Here is a 25,211-nt window from a genome sequence, read left to right as displayed (position 1 = left end):
AAATGCCAGTGGAGACTGTTCGTTATCTGATCCTGTTCGTTTCTTTAGGGTTATTGATGCTGATGCAGATTGGGTTTCTGTGCCTGGAGAGTGGTATTGTCCGATCTAAAAACAGTATCAATGTTGCGGCAAAAAACTTGATGGACCTGCTGTTGGTGATTCTGCTGTTCTGGTTCGTTGGTTACTCGGTAATGTTTGGTGGCACCAGTTTTGGCCTTGTTGGTGAACTTTCACCTTTCCACGAGAGTAGCAATGATCTATTCCAGCCTTTGTTTTTTCTATTTCAGGCCATGTTTGCTGCCACTGCAGCAACGATTGTTTCTGGTTCCGTAGCTGAGCGCTGTTCTCTCAAGGGATACCTGGTCATCGTAACGACGATGACGCTTGTTATTTATCCAGTAGTTGGTCACTGGGTTTGGGGGGGGATTTATACTGACTCAGAAGCCGGATGGCTGGAGAGGGCGGGATTTTATGACTTTGCCGGTTCATCTGTTGTTCACGTAACAGGCGGTATTGTTGCATTGGTATCAGCGGTAATTATTGGTCCGAGAATCGGCTATGAGCATAAACGTTTAGACGGTTTTACGGGCCATAGCATGGTGATGGCGATACTGGGGTATTTATTTCTATGGCTTGGTTGGTTTGGATTTAATGGTGGCAGTGTTGCTCTAACCGATGTTCATCAACTTCCATCAGTGTTAATGAATACAGCCATTGCTGGAGCCGCTGGAGGGTTTGGCGTACTGGCTCTGGAGCTGGCTAAGAGTGATAAGTTGGATATTTTGATGTTGGCCAATGGAATCATTGCCGGTTTGGTGAGCGTAACGGCGGGTTGCAATATTTTTTCGGCAACGGCATCTGTCGTTGTGGGAGCCTGCGGAGGTCTTTTGTTCTTTATTGGCTGGCGTGTACTTGATTGGCTGAAGGTTGATGATCCTGTAAGAGGTATTCCGGTGCACCTTCTCGGTGGTATCTGGGGAGCTCTGGCAGTTGCTCTTTTTGCGAACACTGATGTGATTCCTGAATCATTGAGTCGTATGGAATGGTTAATGGTCCAGCTTGAAGGTGTTCTTGCGATTCTGGCTTGGGGAGGCGCAGTTGGTTGGATTCTGCTCACAGTTTTTAACCGGTTTATACCACTGAGGGTTAGCCTGAAAGGAGAGGAAGCTGGTTTAAACTTTACAGAGCATGGTGCACGAACAGAGCTTTACGACTTGCTACAGGATATGAAGCACCAGCAAGTTACCGGTGATTTTTCCCGTAAGGTGCGTATAGAGCCTTACACGGAAATCGGGCAGGTTGCTTTTCAATATAACCAAGTGACTCAAAGCTTTAGTGCAGCTCAGAGTGAGCTTTATGAAACCATTAGCAATCTTGAGCATACCAGGCAGGCATTGAATGATGCCTGTAAACAGGCAGAGAAAGTCAGTGATTATAAAAGTGCTTTTCTTGCCAATATGAGCCATGAAATAAGAACACCGATCAATGGTGTTATTGGTATGGCTGAACTTATGCTTTTAGAGGAAATGCCTGCCAGGCAGCAAAGCTATATCCAAACCATTCATTCTTCTGCCAGAGGTTTGATTAATATCATTAATGATATTTTGGATTACTCCAAAATAGAAGCGGGAGAGTTGAGTTTCGAGGTTATTGCATGTGATATAAACGAATTACTCAATGAGAGTCTTGATATTTTCAGGATTCAGGCAGAAGAAAAAAACATTCAACTCTCAGTAGAGTGCAGTTCGGATATCCCTCCTCTTATATATGTAGACCCTACTCGAATACGACAGATCATTATTAATTTAATGAGTAATTCTTTGAAATTTACCGAGAGTGGAAGCATTTTCCTCAATGCAGGTTTTCAGCAAGGTGCATCAGGCGACAGGCTGACTCTATCCATTGAAGATACTGGTATTGGTATGACAGAAGAGCAGTGCAAAAGAGTGTTTATTGCCTTTCAGCAGGCTGATAACTCTACTGCACGTCAATATGGAGGAACCGGCTTGGGTCTTTCGATTACCCGGCAACTGATTGAGATGATGGAAGGTGTGATAAATCTCCATAGTCAGCCCGGAAAAGGAACCCGTTTTGAACTAACAATTCCTGTCAGAACTGTTCATAGTGATCAAGTAGGTAGGATACCAGGTAGTCAGAGTGCAAGGGAATGTTCTGAAGAGTTCAAACCAGCGAGAGAAGCTATAGCAGCTGACCGATGGATTAGTGCAGTCTGTCATGATGTTCTGGTTGCAGAGGATAACCGCGTTAACCAGATGGTGATAAGAAAGTACCTGGAAAAACTGGGTATCTCAGGGCATATTCTCGAAAATGGCAAACAAGTAGTGGAGCACTGTGAAAGGTATTCTCCTCAATTAATCCTGATGGATAGTGAAATGCCTGAAATGGATGGTCTGAAGGCTACTCAGTTGATTCGCAAACAGAGTCATCATAAGGTTCAGCCCGTCGTTATAGGGTTAAGTGCTCACGCGATGAAAGATCATGAAAAGAAAGGACTAGCGTCTGGGATGGATGCTTATCTTGCCAAGCCTGTGACGCTGGAGCAGCTCCGCTCTGCTATTCTTGAGTTTTTCATTGCTTTTCCTGAGAAGTAATTATGGAAAATAGAGAGCACTGAAAAAGTAGAACCAATCCACTTTAATGGATGTATTTTACCTTGGTTTAAATGATGATTTTTTGATTTGGTATACCCATCCCTTTTTGATTTGACAATTTTACCAAAACCCACTCAAACATGACTAATCTATGACTCAGTGGCAGTAATTGAGGCAGAATATGTCATTTGAAATGGCTCTTTCTGGAGCATCTCCAGGAGATTTTTTTTATAGAGGGCGGGAGCGAAATAGTGATCGTGATGCTACGAAAGCCTTTCACAGAAGGTCTAGAAGTGCTGACCCTATATTTCAAAATAGAGTTAAAGTAGAAACTCTATTTAAGGGAGCGCACACTCCTGACCCTCCTAAACTGTTACACAGCAGGAGTGTGATCGAGGCATCACAACATTTAAAGGCTGATGGCGTAGATTTACCAGTCAAGTATCCGGAAGCAGGCTTTAACCAATCGCTAATGGAGAGAGTTGAGTATTATGCGCCTATTGAACTGGAGTTAAAGAATAGGTTTAAGAGAATACCTGTTTCTAAGGAGGAGTTAGTCAGTCTTTTTCAAGATAGTGTACTTGGTGATATTGTAAGTGTTCAGCTTGTTGGTCTAACTTCAGCCTCGGAGCAGACGAAATCTTCCAGTGATCTGGCCAGAGGCAGGCTGTCAATTCATACACAACCCTCAGAAGGGGGCTGGGTTGAGTGTTTTTCTACGGAAAATTGTTCAGAGACCCATGCAGTTAACGTTTCTCCAAAAAATATTGGTTTTCTAGATGCTTCTGAGCAGTTGGCTCCCGGTATTGAGTCTGTAATCAGGCTGCTTCTTCGCCAGGATCTTATGAATCCGTTTTATTTATGGTTGAAAAACTATATGGATATTGGGCTTACAAATTCAGGTAAAGGTGATGTGGGTTATAAGCAGGACTTGGCGTGTTTTGATACTGATCATTGCTGCTTTTCTGCGGAGGTAGATTATGATCAGGTTGCTGACTCCCTAGGTAGAAAAATGGATATTCCTACATCAAAAATACGACTGGTTGTGTTTTTGAAAAGGAATGATGGTCTCTGGAAACCAGAAAAATTGGATATTCAATATGATTTACATGTGAAAGAAAAAAAGGAAAAAGACTTCTTTGGTAGAAAGAAAAAGAAAAAGAAAAAAGAGGTGGGTGTTTCCCATTCGACTCTTGACATAAGAAAGCCGAAGAAGGCATTGCACATGAGGTCTCAGAGCCTGGATGAGCTTGCCAGTTGTAGAGTTATGACCTTGCCAAAAGAAAATTGTGCTCAGTGGGTTGGGGATGGGTTGTTTCTAACAAATTTAAGCCAGTCACGAATTAAGGACTTTGTTGCTGCTGAAGCATCGCTTATTGAGTATAAAGAGTTATTGGAGTCGAAAATGATGGCTCAGAAGCTAGCCGTTGATTCTGTTGAAAGGGTTATTATTCCACATGGCTATCAGATTGCAGATAGGCTTTCAAAGCTTCATAAATATTACCCAGGAGGAGAGAAATTTTCCCAATGGCTTGATGATATCAGGAATAAGTATCCAACTGGTTTTCAAGAGTTTGAATCAAAGCTGGTTAGTCAGTCTAAGAACCTGTGGGAACGGACTTTTCAGGTTGCAAGCAAAGACTATGAGGTTCATCGGTATAAAGATGATTTGGCTGAACAGGGTGGCGAGGTTTCTGTTAACTTGCCGAGGTCTGAATGTTTGGAATCATTTGAGGAGGTAGTGGCGTTTATACGTATTCGTCAACAGGCTAATATAAGGATACGGGGGCTGGTGAAAGAATTGAAAGCCTTTGAGTCTCGAGCTTCTGGTTCTCAGCATTTAGATGTTATTGATGATCTTTTGACCATTGCCCGTCTTAAGTGTGACGTGGTCGAGGCAGTTAATAGCTACAGAGAGCCGTATGGAAAGAGCCCAAGTGTCCCACAAAAACCTGTGAGCATTCCTCAAGATGTTATGGATGTCGTCAGTGTTATAAATAATGATTCATCTGCTGGCAGTAAACTGTGCGACCTCTTGATAAAGAAAACCTTTGCAGTGATAGCACGGAAGGCTGGGTTGCATGATAAAGAATGGTTTATAGAGGTTTGCTGGGCCATTGAAGCTGTTAACAGCAGTAACAATAACTACAAACAGTTAGCCAAGGATTTGAGAGAGTGCTGCCTGGGAGCTTTGGGAACAACTGTGTGACAAGTTGTTTAAAGTATAGAACTTAAGGTGAAATTGATGATGGGAGTCCTTATACTGTAGGCTTTACCTGATGCTTTGTCTGTAGATGTCTGATCCTGCTCTGGATATTTTAAAAAGTACATTTGGTTACCAGTCTTTTCGGGGGTTTCAGTCTGATGTGATCGGTGAGGTTGTCGCTGGTCATGATGCTCTGGTGTTAATGCCTACGGGCGGAGGGAAGTCCCTGTGCTACCAGATCCCAGCGCTTATTAGAGGTGGTACGGCAGTTGTCGTTTCTCCTTTGATCGCCTTGATGGATGATCAGATAAACAGTCTCCGGGAGTTGGGGATTCGTGCTGACTGTCTGCACTCTGCCATGTTGCCGGAAGATCGTGCTCAGGTTGAGCGGGAGCTTTTGCTCGGTGATCTCGACTTATTGTATGTGGCTCCTGAACGGCTCCTTACTGAGTCGATGCAAAGGCTGTTGGATCAAATTCAAGTAGCCCTGTTTGCCATTGATGAAGCGCACTGTGTTTCCCAGTGGGGGCACGACTTTCGCCCGGAATACCTCCAGCTTTCCCGTCTCCAGACCCGCTTTCCGGGAGTGCCCAGGATTGCACTGACGGCAACTGCTGACTTGCGAACCCGTCAGGAGATCAGGGAGCGATTAGGGCTGGAATCTGCACGGGTTTTCACAGACAGTTTTAATCGGCCCAATATCTTCTACCGAATTAGCCAGAAAAAGCAGGGCAAGCAGCAGCTTCTTAACTTTTTGAATAAAGAACACCCGGAAGATTCTGGTATTGTCTATTGCCTGTCCCGTAAGAAAGTTGAGCAGACTGCTGAATGGTTGGCTCAGGCAGGGCGAAAGGCGCTGCCATATCATGCGGGTTTATCCCCAGAAGAGCGTCGCTCAAACCAGCATCGCTTTATTGCAGAAGAAGGCATCATTATTGTAGCGACCATCGCATTTGGTATGGGAATCGATAAACCAGATGTGCGCTTTGTTGCTCACCTGGATCTACCAAGAAGCATTGAGGCCTATTACCAAGAGACGGGGCGTGCCGGGCGGGATGGTCTTCCCGCTACTGCCTGGATGGTTTATGGTTTACAAGATGTGGTTCTTCTGAAACAGCTACAGGCTCGCTCCAGCGCCAGTCAGCAAATCCAGCAAATAGAGCAGCAAAAACTGGAAACGATGTTGGCTCTGTGTGAGGTTACCGGATGCCGGCGTCAGATTTTGTTGACTTACTTTGATGAGCCATTGGATAAACCTTGTGGTTATTGCGATCTTTGTCTTGAGCCCGCAGAGGTTTGGGATGGAACAGAGGTTGCCCGGAAGGCGTTGTCCTGTATTTATCGCAGTGGGCAGAACTTTGGGGTTGCTCATCTTGTAGATATTCTATTGGGTAAAAGTACTGATAAAACCCGTCGTTTCGGCCACGATCATTTAAGTACATTTGGTATTGGTAAGGAGTTGGACCAGGGAAACTGGCGCTCTGTCTATCGTCAGCTGGTGGCCAGAGGCTATGTGAATGTTGACCATGACAGCCACGGGGCTCTGAAGCTGAATGAGAATTGCCGATCCCTGTTGAAAGGTGATGAGCAAATTGAACTTCGTCGTGACCGTTATGAACCATCCCGGAAATATGAGAAGGAGTATCGGGAGGTTGGGCGTGTCGTGGTGGAGGAGCATGATCAGACGCTGTGGGAACAGCTCAGGCAGTTACGGCGGAGTCTGGCTGAGGAGCAGAATGTACCTGCGTATGTGATTGTAAACGATAAAACGCTGATGGAACTGGTGAAATACCGGCCCCGTACTCAGGTTGAACTATCGCAGATATCGGGAATTGGTCAGTATAAACTGGAAAAATACGGTGATGCGTTGCTGAAAGCACTGGAAGATTATGTTTCTTCTGAATCGGCTTGAACTCTGCCGTAATACTTGAGTGGTGCTTTACAGGTTGTACAGAGGTAAACAGTTCCTTTGTGATAGCGGTTATGGCGCGTTGTGCCTAGGGCAATAGTTTTTCCTTCACACCGACATTGGTAGAGCCACTGCCTTCGCCCGCTTCGGTGGGTGTCATAGCTGTGGCAGCGGTCCGCAGGCAATTGAAATACATCAGTCATTATTGACTGCCATTCCCTACCGTGTGCACGGATTCTTGAGCCGTGGATATCATAGGCCAGCAAGTGTGCTACTTCATGAGCTACCGTCTGCTTCAGAAAGTGCTCTCGGTTTTCTTTTAAAAGCACAGGGTTAAAACGAAGCTGTCGCTTCTCTATCCAAGCCTGTCCAGCGGTTTCACCTTTCAGGTCAAGACGAAGATAAGGCTTTCGAAAGGATCTTTGCAATAACTGTTCGGCCAGAGCGTATAACTCAATAACTCGCTGTTGAATTTGGTGGAGATCTGAGGACAAATGGTTTCCTGTTCTTAAGATGAATTCGATGCTGAATCATAGCCGATATAACTCTCAAGTTGTAGATATCACAGTAAGCCGCAGCTCATCTGAAACCGGTGAACTGTGGCTTAAGATAAATGAGCTTATGAAGAGTAACTTATTGTTACCTCACTACGATGTGTCATTTTATTTAACCCATATTTCTGTCGCTTATAATGGAGTTTCCTTTCTGTAGAACTTCTTGTCAAAGGGGCGAGAGTCACCCTGTTCAGCCTGGGCTACCCTCCCTTCTTTTTCTTTTAGATTGTTTTCCATCTTGTTGTGTTCGGACTTTGTTAAATCGCTATCGCGCATTACTGAGTAGCCTTTCTGTATTCTTCTAACGGCTTCTTGTCTAAGCATCTGTTGTCTTCCTTGTTCTGCCCAGGCTAGCAGTCCTTCTTTTTCTTGCTCATAACGTGCTTGCTGTCTCTCCAGTTTGGCCCATTGTTTTTCAAAACGATCCTTTCTTCCCTCCTTTCTGGACTGTGATGCCAGAGTTTGTAATAGAGAAAGCTGATGATTTTGGAGTTCTTTTATTTCACCAGACTCATGTCTAAAGGCCGTTTCTAGTTTAGCGCAACGTTTTTTGATCAAATCGCTTTGCCCTTCGAGTGAGAGTTTCTTCAGCAACTTCTTGTCTACTGGTTTCTCAGCTTCTACTGCTTTACGTATTATTTCATCTTCCTTGTTTTGCATGACACGCGATTTAGGAAACTCTTTTTCTATATCTGATGCATTCGTACTAATTCGTTTACTGTCGACTTTTTCCTCATAATTCCTGAGCATTCGTATCTCCCTGAAAGCGTTGTCATGTCTATGATTTGCAGCTCTTAGTCTTAAGCGTACTTCATGATAATCTGATTTAGGATCAGAAGGGTTTTGCACTATTGTCAGAGTGCCTGAGCGGGCTTGAGTTACGAGCTGGCGATGTAGGGATATGTCTTGCTGACCTTGTTTGTATTGATAGTGAGCTTCGGCCCGTCGCATATATTGAACAGCTGCACGATCAATCTGTATTGATACACCCTTGGGTTCTTTTTCCTCTTTAGCGCCTGACCAGTCTTGATTAACTGGAGAGAGCTGTCGTTCATTTGCTTTGTCTGCCCAGTATTTTTTAAGCGTATCAGGTAGTGGGTTGTAATGGGCTGAGGAGGGCTCTAGCGGACGTTCAGTGAGTTGATATGTCTTGCTTGCCCCGGTAGGGAGCACTTTTCCGGCTACAGTAATGAATTCATGGTCTGGTTCCTTAATTTCCAGATCAGCATGGAACGGATACTCTGACGACGAGTCATAGCCCTCGAGGGTCGGAGATGTATCCATTGATACATGACTACCGGGTTCTTGTAGGGGATATTTCGGTTCGGTCTCGCTAAAAGTGTCGGGATTTGGTGTTTTCTCTTCCTCCGCTGGCTGCTTTTTGGGACGAACAGATGGCTCACTGGTGCTGAAATCATTAGGTTCGTCGGACAGTTGACCGTATTGATCTGAGATTTCAGGAACCTGTCTGTTTGCTTCCGGTCGGTGTCGGGCTTTTTTATGATCGACAGATGTTTGATCATATCTAGCGGTCCGGCCAGGCAACCAGTTTTCCATACTTGGATCGTATCCGGATGATTCATGATGGTGTCTGTGCTTTTTTGATTTATTCACAAACGTCCTGTACTCGTTCTCACCAAATTGTACTCTTTTTATTGGGCTGGTAGTTGTACTTGCTTCTGCGCCAGCAGAGGTCCAGTCATCGTTGTCTCCTGTTATCTCTGAGCTTTGACAGGACCTGCCGCGGGTGTCCTCACCAGTCAGCCTGAGATAGCCAGAAGTTGAAGCACTGTATCGTCGAGGTTCTGAAGTGAGGTCTGGTAAGTTAGCCTGGCGGCTCGTGCCTTCTGCTTTCGAAGGTTGCCCTGTATCTCTGGGGTAAGGTATTTTCAAAGCCCTAGGTAGCGTTTCAAAAGAATAACTCGCTTTCAGGGTTTCGGTTTTCTTTACCTGAGAGCATCTTGTGCTTACATGTACTTGCCCACTGGCAGTAGTAACGATTGCACGGGTCGCTTGTGCCTGACCCATTTCAGTAGCGTGTTTGGACATTTCTATTGTTGGCTGTAGTTCTCCGAGTGAAGCTAAAGTAAAGCTTTGTTGACATTTATCAAATGGTTCTAGGCAACCATAGCCGGCTACCTGAACTGAACTGTTATCCTGATTGGGGAGGGGGGCTGCAGAGAGAGCTTGGGTTAATTCATTGCTCACTGGTTCATATGGGCTCTCTGTGGAAGCTCGTTCAGAAAAAGCTGAAGTTGTTTCGTGTGATTTTTCTGGATGCGGTGGTGGACTTTCTTGTAGGAATGGACCTGAATGATGTGCGCTTACTTCATCTGTTTTGGTGTTGCTTAAATCTGCTGAAGGGAATTCTGATCTTGATGGTTGGGAGGGCGGAGTAGTGGATGAGATTGTTAGATCGGATGACTCTTTTTCAAGAGAGGACAGGGAGTGATCTGATACACTCTCATTTTGTTCTCTGTGGCTGGGTCTACGATGACCTGTGGTGTTATCGGATGGGGGAGGGGGGGCTAGTTGATCTCCACTGATCGTATAGCTTATTCCAATTTCTGTAGTAATTACTGTCTGTTGATTAACTCTTTTTTTGTGAAGTATTGATTCATTAATGTGGGTTTTGTCGCTAAGCTCTGGAGTTATTGGTGATTGATCCTTGATTTTTCTGATTGTTTTTTTTGATAGCACACGCATATCTTTAGTATGTTTTAAAGTAGTTTCAGTTTCACTCGTGAATCTTTCAATATCTCTACTTATTGAAACTTGAAGGCGTTTTCCTCTCGCATTTAATATATGGCTATCTAGTGAAAGTCCAACTTGAAAAATTTCTGCCGGAGTAATTCCGGTTTTTGATAATGCTGTTTCATAACGAGCTAAGTCTGAAATCTGGGTGGGGATAGATATCATGATTCATCTCTTTTTTTGGATCATAGTTTGATTGTCACAATTTCATTTGCGTTATTAACCATACTATTTGTGTGAGAAACGTAGTAGGAATTGACTTCAGAGATGAAAAAACAGGGTTTTCAAATTGAGTGTGATGTATCTATGAAATATTGGTTTGAAAAATACATATCTGTGATGATTTTTTATGATTGGTGACTTTATATTTATTCGAACTTTGTTTGATAACTGTTTTCAATAATTGCTTTATGAGTAATTTAAATTAGGAATGGACTTTGATTTCTTTCACCAAAGCCCATTTTAACTTGTTAGTACACTTGCACGTACTCAGGCCCAATACCCATGCCCCAGAAAATAACGGTAGTGATCATAATCGATACCAGAACCACCAACCCGATACAGAGTACTGAACTGGCATAGATAAAGCCCTGCTCCTTGGGAATCTTCATAAAGACATGAAGTCCACTATAAAGAAGGTAGGCTGTGGCAGATACGGCCACTGTGGCGGCAATAATGGCCAGCCATATTGATGGGTAAAGGCCACAGATACCAATCAAAAACAGTGGATAGGCGGTATAGCAGGTAAATGCTGTGCAGTCAGTGAGAGTAGGGTCGCTGTTAAAGCTATTGCTCATCCATTGAATAAACCAGCTTATCACGGCTACCCCGCAGATCATGGCCATCCAGGCGAGTATTGACATCCATAGTGCACTTTCAGGGGTGAGCCGGACAACATTGGTGCTACCAGGAAGGCTCCAGCCAACCATTGTGGTGCCAATGTAAGCGCATATGGCGGGTAAAGCTGCCAACCAGATAATTTGACCAAGGTAGAGCTGAATCAGTCCGGGTGGGTTCTTTCGAATGCTGATCCATTCGTTATCGGGCTCCGTGAGCAAGCCCCAGAAATGGCTTAGGATCATAACAGTGCCTCCATGTATTCGGCAGGGTACCAGGCCGCTTCTTCCACTGAAGTGGTGGATACTGATACTGACCGGCGGTTAATCTTTGTTATTATTATTGGCTCTCCACAGGGATTTTCCACTGCGAAACCGCATTAAGCCGTCCTCCAAGTGTTGGCACAATTTGTCCGGATTGTAAAGAATTCGGGTGTTTTTTAATGATTTTTCTGCCTTTTCTGGCTATAAGCCTTTATCCTATTGTTAACCGCACTGTTTTGCTGAGGAATGCATGCTCAATAAGATTGATAAAATAATGCTGGGTGTTTTACTGGCTTTGCTGGTGTTGTCTGGGGGAGTCCATTGGAGAGGTGAGAGGGAGTTGCCGGTTGAGCCAGAAGTCACAGCTCATGAGGTTGTTGAAGAAGTACAAGAAAAACCGATAACTGCAATACCTGATTTTAGCGATATGCTGGATGTTAAAGCCAAAAAGAGCGCTTTCTTTGGCTTTTTGCTGCCAATGGTTCAACAGGAGAATGACACGATTTTGAAAAATCGTGAGAGGGTTATTGCCTTATCTTCCCTGTCTGGTTTCTCAGAACAAGACAAGGTATGGCTTGCTGAAATGGCCAAAAAGTATCGTCTTCGGGATGTTCGAGTCTTTGATGAAGCATTTTTCCAGGCGTTGCTTACCCGTGTTGATACGATACCAGCCTCTCTTGCTTTGGCTCAGTCTGCTAATGAAACGGCATGGGGTACGTCCAGATTTGCCAGACAAGGCAACAATTTCTTTGGCCAGTGGTGTTTCAGTCCGGGGTGTGGAATTGTTCCAGGGTCTCGTCCGGAGGGTGAGACCTATGAAGTCCAGAAGTTTGAGGATGTCGCTGCTTCGGTCAGTGCTTACATGCACAATCTGAATACAAATCACCAGTATCGGACTTTGAGAGAGTTGAGAGAGCAGAGAAGGGTAAGTCAGGAACAGTTTACTGGAGCCGACCTGGCTCACGGCTTGCAGGCTTATTCCATCCGTGGTGCTGAGTATATTGAAGAGCTGCTCTCCATGATCAATAGCAATAAGTTGCTGCAATATGATTTAGGTGATCAGGGTTAACTGGCAATTACCACAATAGCTTATGTGATTGAATATTGATTAGGGAGATGGAATTCCCATGCGCTTCTCTTTGGCTAAACTCGCCTCGTTGCGTTATTGCTTGGCAAATCTACGACGTAGAGCAATGACGTTCATACTTTTTACTCTTGTATCTACTCTCTCTCATGTGGCTATAGCTGCCCCTGCCAGTAAGTACTGGGCATACTGGGATAAAAGCAATCCTGATTCTTCAGCTGTGATAAATCATGATATGTGGCAGGAGGTTCTGGATAAATATCTGGTGCTTCGGCCAGATGGAAATCGTTTTCGTTATCGGAATGTCAGTCAGAAAGGCCGGGATAAACTTGATAAGTACCTCAGGGAAATGTCTTCTCTTGACCCCAGAAACTACTCAAAAGCGGAACAGAAAGCTTATTGGATTAATTTTTACAATGCCTTAACGGTTGATCTGATCCTTGAGCATTACCCTGTTAAGTCCATTACTAAGATTGGTCCATGGTACCGTTTTGGTCCATGGGATAGCGATATTACCCGTGTAGCGGGACAAAAACTGACATTGAATGATATTGAGCACAGGATTCTCAGGCCTTTATGGGAAGATAGTCGGATTCATTATGCGGTGAACTGTGCAAGTCTTGGGTGTCCTGATCTGTCCGGTAAAGTCTTCTCTGCGACAACGACCGATCAAATGCTGGATGAGCTTGCCAGGCGGTTTATTCGCCAGGAAAAAGGCGTGAGCTGGATAGATGGAAGGCTAACGCTTTCCCGCATTTATGAATGGTATGAAAAGGACTTTATTGACCAGGAGGGCGTTGTATTGCATTTACGCCAGTTTGCTTCTGTGGCAACAGCCAGAAAGCTTAAGAAATATACAGGAGTGATTCAGTATCAGTATAACTGGGGGTTGAATGAGTTGAAGTAGTTCACCTCACTGCCGATCAACTTTCTTGATATCCGTTATTTAGATCAGTGGGTTTCATTATCAGGGTTGTCAATAATCAATAGCTGTCTAAAAACACTGAGAAGGTGCCACGAATGGCTAGATACTTCGTCTCGGCTTTACTTCTTTTGCTCAGTATTACTGCTCAGGCGGTACCCTCCCCGGACCGCTGGTCATACTGGGATAAAACTGACAAGAAAAGTGAGTTAGCTGTTGATCACTCTATGTGGCAGCGCTTTCTTGACCGTTACGTAAAGCACTCTGAGTCAATGGAGATGTATATGGTCGAATATGGACGTGTTAAAAAGTCTGATAAAGAAGCGTTAGATGTTTATCTCAAGAGTCTTGCAGGACAGGACCCCAGAAAGCTTAATCGCAGTGAGCAGCTGGCTTATTGGATCAATCTATATAACGCGTTAACCGTTGACCTGATTCTTGATTATTACCCGGTCAAGTCCATTACCAAGCTAGGTAAGGGGTGGTTCCGTATGGGGCCCTGGCGGGATGAGCTCATTACGATTGCAGGGCAAAAGATCTCCCTGCATGATATAGAGCACCGCATTCTCCGGCCAATATGGAATAACCCCCGAATTCACTACGCTCTGAACTGTGCCAGTATCGGGTGTCCTGATTTATTGCCAGATGTCTATCAAGGAGAGAGTATTGATGAGCAGCTTGACGCTGCTGCGAGGCGTTTTATAAATCAGAGAAAAGGGGCTTCTTTTGTGAGTGGTCGCCTGGTGCTTTCAAGTATTTTTGATTGGTACGAAGATGATTTTGTTGATGAAGATAATGTAATGAAAGAGTTAAAGACTTTTGCGAGTGGTGACTTAAAGAAAAAGTTGGAAGACTACAGGGGGCGGACCAGCTATCGTTACAATTGGAAGCTGAATGAATACAGGCCCTAATTTGGTAGTTTTGAGGCTGCGCTTATTGCTTGAATCCAGCAGCAGCCCCAAATGATCAATTAAGGTTCAAAATTAATAACCTGAACCCCATTGTCTTTCTCCAGAATGCTGATATTACCGGAAAAAATGGTCTGATTATCAGCATGTTCGTAATCTTTACGATCTCCGCTTCTGTCAAGCTCCAGATTTTTAAAATCAAACAGCTCGGTGTCCGCCATTTGTGAAGGTGCAATATTTTGCATAGCGGTAAAAATTGACTCTATACGGCTGGGGTTTTTCCTCTCCCATTCTGTCAGCATCGCTTTAATATTCTGTCGTTGCAGATTTTCCTGGGAGCCACACAGGTTGCAGGGAATAATCGGGAACTCCAATTGCTCCGAGAAGCGGGTGATGTCTTTTTCCCGGCAATAGGCCAGAGGACGAATAACAATGTTTCGACCATCGTCGGAGCGCAGTTTTGGAGGCATGGCAGATAACCTTGAACCATAGAACATGTTGAGGAACATGGTTTCAACGATATCGTCCTTATGATGGCCCAGGGCAATTTTGGTAGCACCAATATCTTCAGCAAATGCGTACAGGGTGCCTCTTCGTAGTCGTGAGCAGAGGCCACAGGTTGTCTTGCCTTCAGGTACTTTTTCTTTAACTACGGAATAGGTATCCCGGTTGATGATATGATACGGAACTCCAAGGCCATCCAGATACTCTGGCAGGATGTGCTCTGGGAAACCTGGCTGTTTCTGGTCCAGATTGACAGCAATCAGCTCAAAGTGAATCGGGGCGCTTTTCTGCAGGCTCATGAGAATATGCAGCATAGTATAGCTGTCTTTCCCCCCCGACAGGCAAACCATGACCCTGTCACCCTCTTCAATCATATTGAAGTCTTCAATGGCTCTTCCTGTAAGACGTCTGAGCTTTTTCTGGAGCTTATTGAAACTGTATTTTTCAGAACCAGTCAGGTTGGTGGAGGTCATAGGGGTTGTGTTAGCCGTCAGTGTAAATCGACAGATTATATCTGCCGGTTATGATTCCACCAAGTCAGTGTTTATCGGAAAGTCATTAGTAGCTATTGGACACTGGATTGGGGGGAAGATTATTTTCTTTGTAGAGAGTATTACGCTTCCGGTATCAATGATCTACTATTTGCATTCAGGATTTTCGAAAACAATCAAATTACCATGAGTTGAAAACAGTGTTTTTGTTTGGTTTGGTTTGGTTTAGCTGTTGGTTGACTGCAGTAAGGCATACCCGTTTTATGTTATGGTAAAGAGTGACCTTTGACCTTTTAACAATGCAGTTCTTTTAAGAATAAAAGCGATGCAGTCCAGTGTTTGGAGCAGGGGTAGCGAAATGACAGATCATGATAAATTGCAACGTTGGTTGTTGGCTCGCAGGGATGAGTTGAATACCCGTCTGGGTAGTATTAAAAAGGATGCCACTCGTAAAAACAGTGCTGACTGGTCAGAACAGGCTCAGGAAAGGGAGAATGATGAAGTTATCGACGCTCTTGGAAATGAGGCGGTAATGGAGCTTGGCAAAATCAATCGTGCGCTTGACCGTATGAATGAGGGAGATTATGGTTTTTGCTCTGCTTGTGGAAAGGAGATTCCGGAGCAGCGTCTGGAGGTTATGCCTTATGCTGACCTGTGTGTTAGGTGTGCTGAGGCCAAAGGGTTATAGCGAGCGGTGTATTTAAATAATTGAAGCGCCTGAAGAGTCTGATTGCTGCGTCGGCATTATCGTTCTCTTCGGATGCTTTTTGGTTCAAATCTTTCTTGATTCAAATAAACGTTAAGCAGGTTTGGCTGCGGCTTTATTGAAATAGTCTATTTCTTCTCTGGAACTTCCTGACTCAATGATCATGTTTTGGTAACTGTCACAGAAACTCTGGGCAGTGCCCGGGTTTCTGCTGTGGAAGTATTTGTGCCACAACTTGCCCATCGACAGAATATCGTCTTTATCTATTTTCGCTATGTTGATGCCAGCGCGATGATAGACAAGCCAGGCAATGGCAGTGGCGTAGACCAGATTGGTTGCCAGCTCATGATGAGGGTGGGAAAGAAACTCTCTCTGGCTGGCCAGTCCGCGGACTTTACTGGATAGATCGGGCTGTGGTGCCAGGAAATAATCCCAGATATTTCGGTGCATGCGTGGTGATATCTGATAAATGCCAAGGGCCTGATGATTGGCAAGCTTCAGGTGGAAACCAAGCCCTGTTTCTCTGGCAGCTGTACCAAGAAGCAGGTTTTCGCCGGTTGGACTCCACATACCCAAATGTTTCAGGGCGGGGCGGACAACATAGTGCCTTAGCTCCTTGGCGCAGATTCCCATGTGAAAAAGTCCTTTTTATGGGGGAGGTTAAGTGTTCCGGCTGTGGGCTTCTGTAATGCCCGCCGGAGAGTCTCTTGCACCCATTGCCTTTCAAGTTGTTACTTGGTTGGCTGCCTTCTCTCACTGGAGCGCCAGCCCGGCCCGGTCACTTAGTATTGCTAGGCTCCCGGGACTTCGCTTATTTGCGCGCCGCGCAGCAACTTGAAATCCTTTGGGTATAGGTCCTGTTAAAAATCTATTTCTATGAACCTAAGAGAAATATCGTATCATCCCTGAAATTCTGAACCTGAGACCCTATTCGCCTTCAAAATTGCACAGGGCGTATGTTGGAATGCCGGCAGCATTAAGCCTGTCAGCACCCTTGAGATCAGGGAGGTTTATAATCGCAGCGGCTTCCAGTGTGCTGGCGCCGGCTTTTTGAATTAGCTGGTCAGCTGCCAGTAGCGTACCACCAGTGGCAATCAAATCGTCCATTAGCAAGACTTTTTCCCCGGGCAGAATGGTGTCTTCATGCATTTCAAGAATGGCTTTACCGTACTCCAGATCATATTCAACACTGATGGTTTTGCCAGGGAGTTTTCCCTTTTTACGAAATAGAATCAGTGGCTTGTTTAGAATATAGGCGAGCGTTGAACCTAATAAAAAGCCACGGGCATCCAGTGCACCGATTCGGTCAAAGGCTTGCTTCTCGTATCGCTGAACCATGACGTCGACGGTCTTGCGCCATGCTTCTGGATTTTCAAAGAGTGTGGTGATATCCCGAAACAGAATGCCTTTGTGGGGCCAGTCCGGTATGGTTCTGATTTGGGATTGAAGGTATTCCTGAACGGATGAGCTTTCGTTTGTATGCATGAGAGAGTGCATGCCGCTATCAGTCGATATGATAAAAGGAAGAAGCTACCCCAAAGAGTAGCGTCTTTAAAGAATAAAGTCAGGCGCTGGTGGCAATCGGGTTGGGTTCCAGCGTTTTTCCGCCTGCCAGAGCACACAGCTCAACAGAGTTGCGGATTTCAATCTCCTTGCCGACAGCCGAGATCAGCCCGTTTTTCTGGAATCGAGTGAATACCCGGCTCACAGTTTCTACTGCCAGTCCCAGATAGTTGCCCATTTCATTTCTGGACATGGACAACCGGAAAGACTGCGAAGAAAAGCCACGACGACGGAAGCGGCTGGCAAGGTTGATCAGGAATGTTGCAATACGCTCATCAGCATTTTTCTTGGATAGCAGCATCATCATTTGCTGATCTTCGCGGATTCTTTTGCTCATCAAGCGCATCAGGTGCCGGCGAAGCTCTGGGAATTGGTCTGAAAGCGTTTCCAGTTGCTCGAAAGGAATCTCGCAGATCATGGTGGTTTCCATGGCTTGGGCAGAAACCGGATAGGTATCGGTATCCATGCCACTCAGGCCAAGAATTTCGCTGGGCAGGTAGAAGCCGGTGATCTGCTCCTCGCCCTCATTTGTTGCCGTGTAGGTTTTGATAGCCCCTGATCGAACAGCAAAGACACTGGTGAAGGGGTCGCCTTCCAGAAACAGGTGTTCGCCTTTTTTCAAAGGACGTCCACGCTTGATGATGTGATCCAGCTGATCAATATCCTTAATGCTTAGTGCCAGTGGTAGGCACAGTGAGCTGAGGCTGCAGTCTCTGCAGGCCACATGGCTCGGCTGTCGGACGTTGGGCTTTGACGTCATTGAGAGGCCTCAAAGTCGTATTTGCGAAATTCGACACTGTTTTATGGAAGACACGAGTTTATGGGAAATGTTACCGGAGTGTAAGTCAGGTATATACGCAACTGGGCAGAGCTAAAGTAAGTGTTTAGTGCTGTTCCAGTCGAGCATCATATAGAGCTCCATAAGCTACGGCTTTTCCGATGAGCTTTCATTTGCTGTGTCGTCTATCCATCTCAGAATTGTTTCAGGTATCAATACCTTTTAGCAGTTCTGGTGGTTGTGCGTCACTATCCTGAGAAAATCCACCTGCGGTTGTCTTGGGTCACAGGATTGAATCTTCGTTCATGGTATTTGACTGACGTGGCAGATTTTGCACTTATGTTTCAAGTAAATCAATGTGAGAGTCGTGACAAATAGTAGTCAGTTTCAGTTTTTTTCTGATAAGTGGCTGTTTAGTGCGTCTCTGGATTTATCTGGACTGCTATCGCAGGGCTTATTTTCAGGGGAGGAAGTGTCCTCCATAGCTCTGGATACATACAGCTATGGAGGATTTTTTTAAATAACTTTTGAGTAGAGAGGTCTTTCTTTCATTAGTGGTTGGTTGAGATAGTGGTCAAATTGCATACAAATATTGCGAATCAGTATTTTCCCTCTAGGGAGTACTTCCAGAATGTTGTCGCTGCTCAGGCTAACAAGACCGTCATTTATCATTGGTTCAAGCCTGCCCAGCTCGTCGCGGAAGTAATCTCGGAACTGGATACCGAACTGATTCTCAATGTGGCTGAGTTTCAGTTGGAAGTGGCAGATAAGTTGGGTGATAACGGCCTGACGGACTTTGTCGTCAGTTGTCATTTTCAAGCCGCGAACCATCGGCAGCTGCTTCTCATTAATCATTGAGTAGTACTGTGCTTCGTCGGTACTGTTTTGAATATAAGTGTCGCCTACCTGGCTGATGGAAGAAATACCCATACCGATCAGGTCGCAATGACTGTGGGTTGTGTAGCCCTGGAAATTCCTGTGAAGCGATCCTTCTTCCTGGGCAATAGCCAGTTCATCATCTGGCAAGGCAAAATGATCCATGCCTATATAGATATATCCCTGATCCAGCAGCTTTTCAGTCGCTCGTTGAAGGATTTCCAGTTTCACTTCCGGGGCTGGCAGGTCCTGCTCGCTAATTCTGCGTTGTGGCTTAAAGCGGTGTGGCAGATGCGCATAATTGAATAGGGATAACCGATCCGGGGCCATGTCGATCACCCGGTCAATGGTTTCCATAAAGCTGCTGGTCGTCTGGAACGGCAGGCCATAAATCAGGTCCATGTGTACCGATCGAAATGCCATCGCCCTGGAAGCATCGAGAACTGACAGGATCATGCTTTCAGGCTGTACCCGGTTGACTGCTTCCTGCACTCTGGGGTTCAGGTCCTGAACACCCATGCTGATCCGGTTAAATCCCAGGTCTCTCAGCGTGCTCATCATAGGCCAGTCCACTTCCCTGGGGTCCAGCTCAATGGAGTAGTCTGCAGTATCGCTGTGGGTCAGGTGGAAATGCTGGCTGATGTGTTTCATCAGTCCGGTAATCTGTTCTCGGCTCAGAAATGTGGGGGTGCCACCGCCAAAGTGGAGTTGTTCGACCTTTTGCTCGTGACTGTACAGTGCTGATTGCATCTCTATTTCATGGTAAAGGTATTCCAGGTAGATATTGGAGCGTTCACGGTGCTTGGTAACAATTTTGTTGCAGGCGCAGTAGTAGCAGACATGGGAGCAAAAAGGGATATGAAAGTAGAGTGACAGAGGTTTAATGCTGTTGGCGCTCAGCTGCGCATTATCGTGATATTTCTGAATATCAAAATGACTATCGAACTGCACGGCTGTGGGATAGGAGGTGTAGCGGGGACCCGACTGATTGTAGCGGTGGATCAGGTCTTTATCCCAAACAGGTGCATTATTCATCATCTCTCTCAAGCTGTATTCTTCATGTCTTGTGTCAGTGGTCTCGCTATCAGCTCTGTTTTGCAGGTTGTGAATGTATCGGACAAAACAGACTGAATTGCGCCATGATGCGTCAGGATAGTTTAGAAAGATTTTCGATGGTGTTCTTTGATCAATGTCAATAGGTAAGAACCGAGCATGCTTGATGTTGAGAGTTCGTCTTTCCGTTCCCAGCGTGAGGGATTGTGTCGCAAAAGGCGTGAGAATTTTTGAGGGCAGTGATTATATCTTTCTTTTGGTTGTTAATCGAGCAGTAGGTCAGTGTTAAGTCCGACAGGCTCTTTGACAACAGATTCAAGTGGAGAGGATGAAATTGTCATTGGCTTAATTTACTGCTTATCTTGGGTGCAGGTTGTGAGCATTAATAGTCAGGTTATTTCAAGCCATACTGGAGGCCAATGATGATCCACACCAATAAACTTGCAGCAGGTGGTCTGTTCCCAGAGATAGTGCTTACTGATTTGAGAGACAGGCATTATACACTGGGTAAACCGGGTGGGGGTGCAAGCTGGCAGTTGGTTGTCGTTTATCGTGGCAGGCATTGCCCTCTGTGCACTAAATATCTCAATCAGCTTGAGGGTTATAAGGAGCAGCTGGCAGAGATTGGCATTGATATTGTTGCGGTGTCTGGTGATAGTGAAACTCAGCTACAGGAGCATATGAACAGGCTTACTGTATCCTACCCTTTGCTTTATGGCCTAACAGAAGGGCAGATGAAAGACTTGGGGCTTTATATTTCTGTGCCAAGATCTGATCAGGAAACGGACCACAATTTTTCTGAGCCCGGGCTTTTCGTGGTTAATGAGCAAGGGGCTGTCCAGGTGGTTGATATTTCCAATAATCCGTTTGTGCGTCCTGAGCTTGAAGCCCTGATGAATGGTTTGAGTTGGATTCGCAACCCGAAAAATAACTACCCGATTCGTGGGGCTGCGCCTTACTAAACGTTATGAATGATCAGTGTCAGCTCCGCTCATCCCTGCTTTTTAACCCATCAGCCCATGCAATACTGACATCAACCACTTCTGGTGGGCTCCAGGCATAGACCACAAGCCAAAAAGAATGATCATCAAACCTGCCAGATTGCGGGTAATGCTGGCCTGAATAATACCACTCAGCTGGCGTGAGAATGCGCCCAGCAGGAATACTGACGGTATTGTTCCGAGACCAAATGAAGCCATAAGCAGGGCGCCTTGAATAGGCTGTCCCTGACTGGCGCTCCATGCCAGAGAACTGTACACCAGGCCGCAGGGAAGCCAGCCCCAGAGCATGCCAACAGCCAGTGCATTGGGGAAACTCTCTATAGGCAGTAAGGCTTTTGCCATGGGTTGAATATATTGCCAGAGCTTGTGGCCGATCTTTTCCAGATGAGTCAGCCCTCGCCACCAACCGGTCAGGTAAAGTCCCATAGCGATCAGCATAATGGCTGCAAAATAGCGAAGTCCCATTTTTACACCCGGACTAATGCCACCCAGGTACCAGCCAATGCTGGCTAATAGAAATCCGGCAATGGCATAACTGGAGACTCTACCAAGGTGATAAGTCAACATCAGCCAGAAGATCTGTGATCGCGATCGACTTTCCAAAGAAAGACTGAGTGCAGAAGTAATTCCACCACACATTCCGATGCAGTGAGCACTGCCCAGTATCCCCAGAGTTACTGCTGAAATCAGGGTAGGTACTTCATTCATGGTCATACATACTGCCTTGTATCACTCATTGGAGATTGTCATAAAGGCCCTTAAAGAACGAAACCACAAAGACATGAAAGCGTAAAAGATGCTCTTTTTTCGGGTATAGCGGCCTAAGAAAGCTTTGTGACCTTGGGTTCAGGGCTTGTTAACCTTGTTCGAGGCCTTCTTTGGTATTTTGGGGCGCTGAGGTTCGTCAAAGAGAATGCTGTGAGCCGGTCCCTCAAGGTCATCAAACTGGCCATCATCCACTGCCCAGAAGAATACTTTAATAGCGACTGCTATCAGGATCAGTGCCAGGGGTATAAGGATTATTAAGCTTTCCATATTCAGGCAGTCGCTCCTGCTACACCAACGTTACCGGCATCAGAGGGGGTGGTTGGTTGGTGTGGTTTGGTTGCGAGTTCTCGCGTTCGGTTTAATCGCAGAGCGTTGGCAACGACAATCAGCGAGCTGAGTGCCATACCTGTCGCAGCCATCCATGGGGCAATCATACCAGCTGCTGCCAAGGGAAGGGCAGCCAGATTATAGCCAAGAGCCCAGGCTAGATTCTGCCGGATAATTTTACGGGTTCTGATCGTGAGATTAAAGGCATCCGCCAGGCGTTCCAGGTTACCGGAGATCAGAACAGCATCTGCGCTGGTGCGCGCCAAGTCGGATGCATTGCCCATGGCCATGGATATATCAGCCCCCGCCAGAACCGGTACATCATTAATCCCATCACCAATCATCAGAATCTTGTGGCCTTGCTTCTGAAGCGCCTGAATAAATGACAGTTTGTCATCAGGGCTGCTTTCAGACTTCCAGTGACGTATATCAAGTGATTCGGCAGTTGCCGCAACAACGGGTTCGGCATCTCCGCTCAGTAGTGTGACAGTTTTACCCATCTGGTGAAGACGTTGAACAGTGTTCACTGCTTCCGGGCGTAGGCTATCGGTAATTCGAAACCAGCAGAGAGGTTGATCGTTCGAAGACATCAGTAGCCACTGTCCGTCATGCTCAGGGGGTTCCAGTCTATCGGATGGCACCGCAAAGTCAGGCCGCCCTATGCGGTATCGTGTGCCGTTAATAGTTCCTTCAATACCTTGGCCAAGATGGTTTTTTACATCGCGGGCGTCTTGTTGGCAAGATTGTTGGTCTGAGTCACTGTGAACGATAAATGCCCTGGCGATGGGGTGCTCTGAGTGAGCTTCCATCGCCGCTGCCAGATGGGTAAGCTGCTCTTGAGAGTAGCTGCATCCATCGAAAGGAATAACCTGTGTCAGTGATAACTCACCTTTGGTTAACGTGCCGGTTTTATCAAAGATGACATGGTCAATGCTTTGCAGGCCTTCCAGCACATGCCCTCGAGTAACCAAGAGTCCCATGCGGTGCAGGTAGCCAGTGGCAGCCGTCAGAGCTGCGGGTGTCGCCAGTGAGAGAGCGCAAGGGCAGGTAACAACCAGTACTGACAGAGTGATCCAGAAGGCATCTTCTGGAGCGATACCGGACCAGCCCCAGTAAACAAAAATCGCTACCAGTAAAACGCAGGCAACGAACCAGCCAGCCACTTTATCGGCAAGTTTGGCGATAGCCGGCTTATCCTGCTGAGCCTGCTGCAGTAGCTGGATGATGCTGGCGACTCTGGTCTCTTCACCTACTTTGGTGACTTTGATGTCAACTGGGTGGTCTACGTTGATACTGCTGCACAGCAGGGTATCGCCCTGCTGTTTTTCGATAGGCAGGTACTCACCGGTGAGCATTGATTCGTTCACACTGGTGGAGCCGTTGAGTAGCACGCCATCTGCTGGAATGGCATCACCGGGAAGAATTCTTACTTTGTCGTCTGGTTGCAGCTCTGCAACAGGAACCCGCTCATACTGGCCATTTACTTCTTTCAGGCAGCTGGGGGGTAACAGGTTGGTTAATGCTCTAGCGGCTCTGGCTGTTGCATGGCGTGCCCGAAGCTCCAGGTATCGGCCAGTTAACAGGAAGAAGGTAAACATGGAGACAGAGTCGTAATAGACTTCGCCGTTGGAAAAGAATGTGGCCCAAAGACTGGCCAGATATGCACCGCCAATAGCTATGGATACCGGAACATCCATACCAAGATGGCGTATTTTGATGTCCCTCCATGCAGCCTTAAAAAAGGGGGCTGCTGAGTAAAAAATAACAGGGGTTGCGACAATAGCGCTGAAAATCCGGATCAGATCCCGGTAAATTTCCGGCATGTCTTCACTGATTGCTCCTGAATAGAGAGCAATGGCATACATCATGACCTGCATGGTACCAATACCAGCAACCGCCAACCGTCGTATAAATAAGCGGTTCTCTTTTTTCAGCAGTGCTTCTTGCTGATCCGCCCGCCATGGGAATGCCTTGTAACCGATGCGGTGGATTTCCAGGAGAAGGGTGCTTAACGCAGTCTCGCTTCGACGCCAGGTGATTTGGGCTTCATGGGTGCTGAGGTTGACACTGACCTGTTCAACACCATCCAGAGCTTCCAGATGATTTTCCAAAAGCCAGACGCAGGCCGCACAGGTAATCCCATCGATCAACAGGCTGGCAGTAAAGCGATCATTCTGACTGTCAGAGGCGGGGGTTGCAGGTCGTACAAAATCCTTTTGGATCTCTTTACGGTCGTAGACCTGCAGCTCTTCCTGGAGTCGCCGGTTTAGGTCAGTTACCTGATTGGCGCTTTCTGTCCGGTGTTGATAATAATTCTCGAGCCCTCCAGCAACAATCGCTTCAGTAACTGCCTTGCAGCCAGGGCAGCACATGGGCTGTTGTGTTCCTTCAACTTCTGCAAAAAAAACAGCCGGTTCACTGACCGGCAGTGTGCAATGAAAGCAACGGGTATCGGTCATCAGGCCTCTGGATTTTTCAGTGTTATGGGGGCTCCTGGGGAGACTTTTGCTTCCAGGGTGATTTTCCAGCCGGACTCATAGCCTACCTCTGGAATCAATTCATCCAGTGTTTCCAGTTGCAGGTAGTAACGGCCGGAAACCAGCGCTTCCAATTGGCCAACATAGATTGGGCTTTGCTCAGGTTTTTTTACGCCTGAAGCTACGTCAGGGGTGATGCCAAAAGAACGGGTCAGCGTGACGGCTTTATCCTTATCTTTGAAGACTGGTGAGAGAAAGCTGAGTTTTAGCTGTTGTGGCCAATTCTCAGGATTTCCCTGCATTTTTACTCTGACTTCACCGATCAGTTCATCGATGGTAAGGACTCCCTCGACGTTGAGCATGTGGGCATTTTTAATCCGGGTCATGTCCTGATTGATGGCTTTCCCATTTTTGTAATAGTCATCGATAACAACGCTGTCCTGATGGGTAAACGCGGTATAGAGCTGAAAGCTTCCCCAGGCAAAAGTGACCATTAGAATGCCCACGATATACCAGGCCCATGGCTCACGGTACCAAGGGGTAAATGGCTCATTGTCAGCCAGAGGCTTATTTACTGTTACAGTGTCTCTGTTTGATGCGGGTTGTGTCATGGTACAG

Annotated in this window: 20 protein-coding genes; 8 read left to right on the top strand and 12 right to left on the bottom strand. The window is 46.2% G+C overall.

What is annotated here, in order from left to right; genetic code table 11:
- The first annotated feature begins 2 nt into the window (after positions 1-2).
- The 3 genes from amt to recQ all read left to right on the top strand — a co-directional run bounded on the left by amt (position 3) and on the right by recQ (position 6,730).
- A complete protein-coding gene (gene amt / locus GV64_RS23965; RefSeq protein ID WP_020584923.1) occupies positions 3-2,612 on the top strand; it encodes an ammonium transporter in 2,610 nt (869 codons plus the stop codon).
- A 181-nt stretch (positions 2,613-2,793) separates the two neighbouring features.
- Positions 2,794-4,821, top strand: a complete 2,028-nt coding sequence (locus GV64_RS18185) for a hypothetical protein (protein WP_152554117.1) — start codon at positions 2,794-2,796, stop codon at positions 4,819-4,821.
- A gap of 85 nt (positions 4,822-4,906) precedes the next feature.
- Positions 4,907-6,730, top strand: coding sequence for a DNA helicase RecQ (recQ, locus tag GV64_RS18180; protein WP_020584920.1), 1,824 nt, complete (start codon positions 4,907-4,909; stop codon positions 6,728-6,730).
- On the opposite strand, the gene GV64_RS18175 is transcribed toward recQ, so the two are convergent.
- The 3 genes from GV64_RS18175 to GV64_RS18160 form a co-directional block, all read right to left on the bottom strand.
- Positions 6,706-7,221 carry a SprT family zinc-dependent metalloprotease gene (locus tag GV64_RS18175; protein WP_020584919.1) on the bottom strand — a complete coding sequence of 172 codons (516 nt, stop codon included), beginning with the start codon at positions 7,219-7,221 and terminating at the stop codon, positions 6,706-6,708. The genes recQ and GV64_RS18175 overlap by 25 nt on opposite strands.
- 192 nt (positions 7,222-7,413) lie before the next feature.
- Positions 7,414-10,200, bottom strand: coding sequence for a hypothetical protein (locus GV64_RS18170; protein ID WP_152554116.1), 2,787 nt, complete (start codon positions 10,198-10,200; stop codon positions 7,414-7,416).
- A 305-nt stretch (positions 10,201-10,505) separates the two neighbouring features.
- Positions 10,506-11,117 (bottom strand): Yip1 family protein, encoded by a 612-nt coding sequence (locus GV64_RS18160; RefSeq protein WP_020584916.1) that lies wholly within the window; start codon positions 11,115-11,117, stop codon positions 10,506-10,508.
- Between the two features lie 268 nt (positions 11,118-11,385).
- Here GV64_RS18160 and GV64_RS18155 point away from each other — a divergent pair, with 268 nt between their 5' ends.
- The 3 genes from GV64_RS18155 (at position 11,386) to GV64_RS18145 (ending at position 14,052) form a co-directional block, all read left to right on the top strand.
- The gene (locus GV64_RS18155; protein ID WP_020584914.1) at positions 11,386-12,204 is read left to right on the top strand and encodes a glucosaminidase domain-containing protein; all 819 of its coding nucleotides are present in this window, start codon (positions 11,386-11,388) and stop codon (positions 12,202-12,204) included.
- A gap of 124 nt (positions 12,205-12,328) precedes the next feature.
- Positions 12,329-13,126, top strand: coding sequence for a DUF547 domain-containing protein (locus GV64_RS18150; protein WP_020584913.1), 798 nt, complete (start codon positions 12,329-12,331; stop codon positions 13,124-13,126).
- A 113-nt stretch (positions 13,127-13,239) separates the two neighbouring features.
- Positions 13,240-14,052 carry a DUF547 domain-containing protein gene (locus GV64_RS18145; RefSeq protein WP_020584912.1) on the top strand — a complete coding sequence of 271 codons (813 nt, stop codon included), beginning with the start codon at positions 13,240-13,242 and terminating at the stop codon, positions 14,050-14,052.
- 59 nt (positions 14,053-14,111) lie between these two features.
- Here the strand turns inward: GV64_RS18145 and ttcA are convergent, their stop codons facing one another.
- Positions 14,112-15,026 carry a tRNA 2-thiocytidine(32) synthetase TtcA gene (gene ttcA, locus GV64_RS18140; RefSeq protein ID WP_034844384.1) on the bottom strand — a complete coding sequence of 305 codons (915 nt, stop codon included), beginning with the start codon at positions 15,024-15,026 and terminating at the stop codon, positions 14,112-14,114.
- 376 nt (positions 15,027-15,402) lie between these two features.
- Between ttcA and GV64_RS18135 the strand changes: the two genes are divergently transcribed.
- On the top strand, positions 15,403-15,732 hold the full coding sequence (locus tag GV64_RS18135) for a TraR/DksA family transcriptional regulator (RefSeq protein ID WP_020584910.1): 330 nt from the start codon (positions 15,403-15,405) through the stop codon (positions 15,730-15,732).
- Positions 15,733-15,843: 111 nt separating this feature from the next.
- Here the strand turns inward: GV64_RS18135 and GV64_RS18130 are convergent, their stop codons facing one another.
- From GV64_RS18130 to hemN, 4 genes are all read right to left on the bottom strand, one after another.
- Complete coding sequence (locus GV64_RS18130) at positions 15,844-16,383, bottom strand: hypothetical protein (RefSeq protein ID WP_020584909.1); 540 nt, start codon at positions 16,381-16,383, stop codon at positions 15,844-15,846.
- A gap of 294 nt (positions 16,384-16,677) precedes the next feature.
- Positions 16,678-17,235, bottom strand: coding sequence for an adenine phosphoribosyltransferase (locus GV64_RS18125; protein WP_026258627.1), 558 nt, complete (start codon positions 17,233-17,235; stop codon positions 16,678-16,680).
- Positions 17,236-17,314: 79 nt separating this feature from the next.
- On the bottom strand, positions 17,315-18,073 hold the full coding sequence (gene fnr, locus GV64_RS18120) for a fumarate/nitrate reduction transcriptional regulator Fnr (protein WP_026258626.1): 759 nt from the start codon (positions 18,071-18,073) through the stop codon (positions 17,315-17,317).
- A gap of 534 nt (positions 18,074-18,607) precedes the next feature.
- Entirely contained in the window at positions 18,608-20,005 is a 1,398-nt protein-coding gene (hemN, locus tag GV64_RS18115; protein WP_020584906.1) for an oxygen-independent coproporphyrinogen III oxidase, read from the bottom strand.
- Positions 20,006-20,439: 434 nt separating this feature from the next.
- On the opposite strand from hemN, the gene GV64_RS18110 reads away from it, so the two are divergent.
- A complete protein-coding gene (locus GV64_RS18110) occupies positions 20,440-20,982 on the top strand; it encodes a redoxin domain-containing protein (protein WP_236632969.1) in 543 nt (180 codons plus the stop codon).
- Between the two features lie 42 nt (positions 20,983-21,024).
- Here the strand turns inward: GV64_RS18110 and GV64_RS18105 are convergent, their stop codons facing one another.
- The 4 genes from GV64_RS18105 to GV64_RS18090 form a co-directional block, all read right to left on the bottom strand.
- Positions 21,025-21,735, bottom strand: a complete 711-nt coding sequence (locus GV64_RS18105) for a sulfite exporter TauE/SafE family protein (RefSeq protein ID WP_020584904.1) — start codon at positions 21,733-21,735, stop codon at positions 21,025-21,027.
- A gap of 132 nt (positions 21,736-21,867) precedes the next feature.
- A complete protein-coding gene (ccoS, locus tag GV64_RS18100; RefSeq protein WP_020584903.1) occupies positions 21,868-22,056 on the bottom strand; it encodes a cbb3-type cytochrome oxidase assembly protein CcoS in 189 nt (62 codons plus the stop codon).
- A gap of 2 nt (positions 22,057-22,058) precedes the next feature.
- Positions 22,059-24,575: a heavy metal translocating P-type ATPase gene (locus GV64_RS18095; protein ID WP_020584902.1), complete on the bottom strand. Its 2,517-nt coding sequence runs from the start codon at positions 24,573-24,575 to the stop codon at positions 22,059-22,061.
- The gene (locus tag GV64_RS18090) at positions 24,575-25,204 is read right to left on the bottom strand and encodes a FixH family protein (RefSeq protein WP_020584901.1); all 630 of its coding nucleotides are present in this window, start codon (positions 25,202-25,204) and stop codon (positions 24,575-24,577) included. Before GV64_RS18090 ends, GV64_RS18095 begins: the two co-directional genes overlap by 1 nt.
- Positions 25,205-25,211 lie beyond the last annotated feature (7 nt).

Origin of the sequence: Endozoicomonas elysicola (genome assembly GCF_000710775.1) — a bacterium.
Classification (GTDB): domain Bacteria; phylum Pseudomonadota; class Gammaproteobacteria; order Pseudomonadales; family Endozoicomonadaceae; genus Endozoicomonas; species Endozoicomonas elysicola.
The sequence above is the reverse complement of the archived record's forward strand: the minus strand, read 5'-3'. Positions and strand labels throughout refer to the sequence as shown.

Bases quoted from the DNA above. Each gene is read 5' to 3' on its own strand.
- ttcA (WP_034844384.1), bottom strand. From the start codon at position 15,026: ATGACCTCCACCAACCTGACTGGTTCTGAAAAATACAGTTTCAATAAG.
- fnr (WP_026258626.1), bottom strand. From the start codon at position 18,073: ATGACGTCAAAGCCCAACGTCCGACAGCCGAGCCATGTGGCCTGCAGA.
- GV64_RS18110 (WP_236632969.1), top strand. From the start codon at position 20,440: ATGATGATCCACACCAATAAACTTGCAGCAGGTGGTCTGTTCCCAGAG.
- GV64_RS18150 (WP_020584913.1), top strand. From the start codon at position 12,329: ATGACGTTCATACTTTTTACTCTTGTATCTACTCTCTCTCATGTGGCT.
- GV64_RS18170 (WP_152554116.1), bottom strand. From the start codon at position 10,200: ATGATATCTATCCCCACCCAGATTTCAGACTTAGCTCGTTATGAAACA.
- GV64_RS18105 (WP_020584904.1), bottom strand. From the start codon at position 21,735: ATGACCATGAATGAAGTACCTACCCTGATTTCAGCAGTAACTCTGGGG.
- GV64_RS18145 (WP_020584912.1), top strand. From the start codon at position 13,240: ATGGCTAGATACTTCGTCTCGGCTTTACTTCTTTTGCTCAGTATTACT.
- recQ (WP_020584920.1), top strand. From the start codon at position 4,907: ATGTCTGATCCTGCTCTGGATATTTTAAAAAGTACATTTGGTTACCAG.
- ccoS (WP_020584903.1), bottom strand. From the start codon at position 22,056: ATGGAAAGCTTAATAATCCTTATACCCCTGGCACTGATCCTGATAGCA.
- GV64_RS18185 (WP_152554117.1), top strand. From the start codon at position 2,794: ATGTCATTTGAAATGGCTCTTTCTGGAGCATCTCCAGGAGATTTTTTT.
- GV64_RS18125 (WP_026258627.1), bottom strand. From the start codon at position 17,235: ATGCATACAAACGAAAGCTCATCCGTTCAGGAATACCTTCAATCCCAA.
- GV64_RS18095 (WP_020584902.1), bottom strand. From the start codon at position 24,575: ATGACCGATACCCGTTGCTTTCATTGCACACTGCCGGTCAGTGAACCG.
- amt (WP_020584923.1), top strand. From the start codon at position 3: ATGCCAGTGGAGACTGTTCGTTATCTGATCCTGTTCGTTTCTTTAGGG.
- GV64_RS18160 (WP_020584916.1), bottom strand. From the start codon at position 11,117: ATGATCCTAAGCCATTTCTGGGGCTTGCTCACGGAGCCCGATAACGAA.
- GV64_RS18155 (WP_020584914.1), top strand. From the start codon at position 11,386: ATGCTCAATAAGATTGATAAAATAATGCTGGGTGTTTTACTGGCTTTG.
- GV64_RS18130 (WP_020584909.1), bottom strand. From the start codon at position 16,383: ATGGGAATCTGCGCCAAGGAGCTAAGGCACTATGTTGTCCGCCCCGCC.
- GV64_RS18135 (WP_020584910.1), top strand. From the start codon at position 15,403: ATGACAGATCATGATAAATTGCAACGTTGGTTGTTGGCTCGCAGGGAT.
- GV64_RS18090 (WP_020584901.1), bottom strand. From the start codon at position 25,204: ATGACACAACCCGCATCAAACAGAGACACTGTAACAGTAAATAAGCCT.
- hemN (WP_020584906.1), bottom strand. From the start codon at position 20,005: ATGATGAATAATGCACCTGTTTGGGATAAAGACCTGATCCACCGCTAC.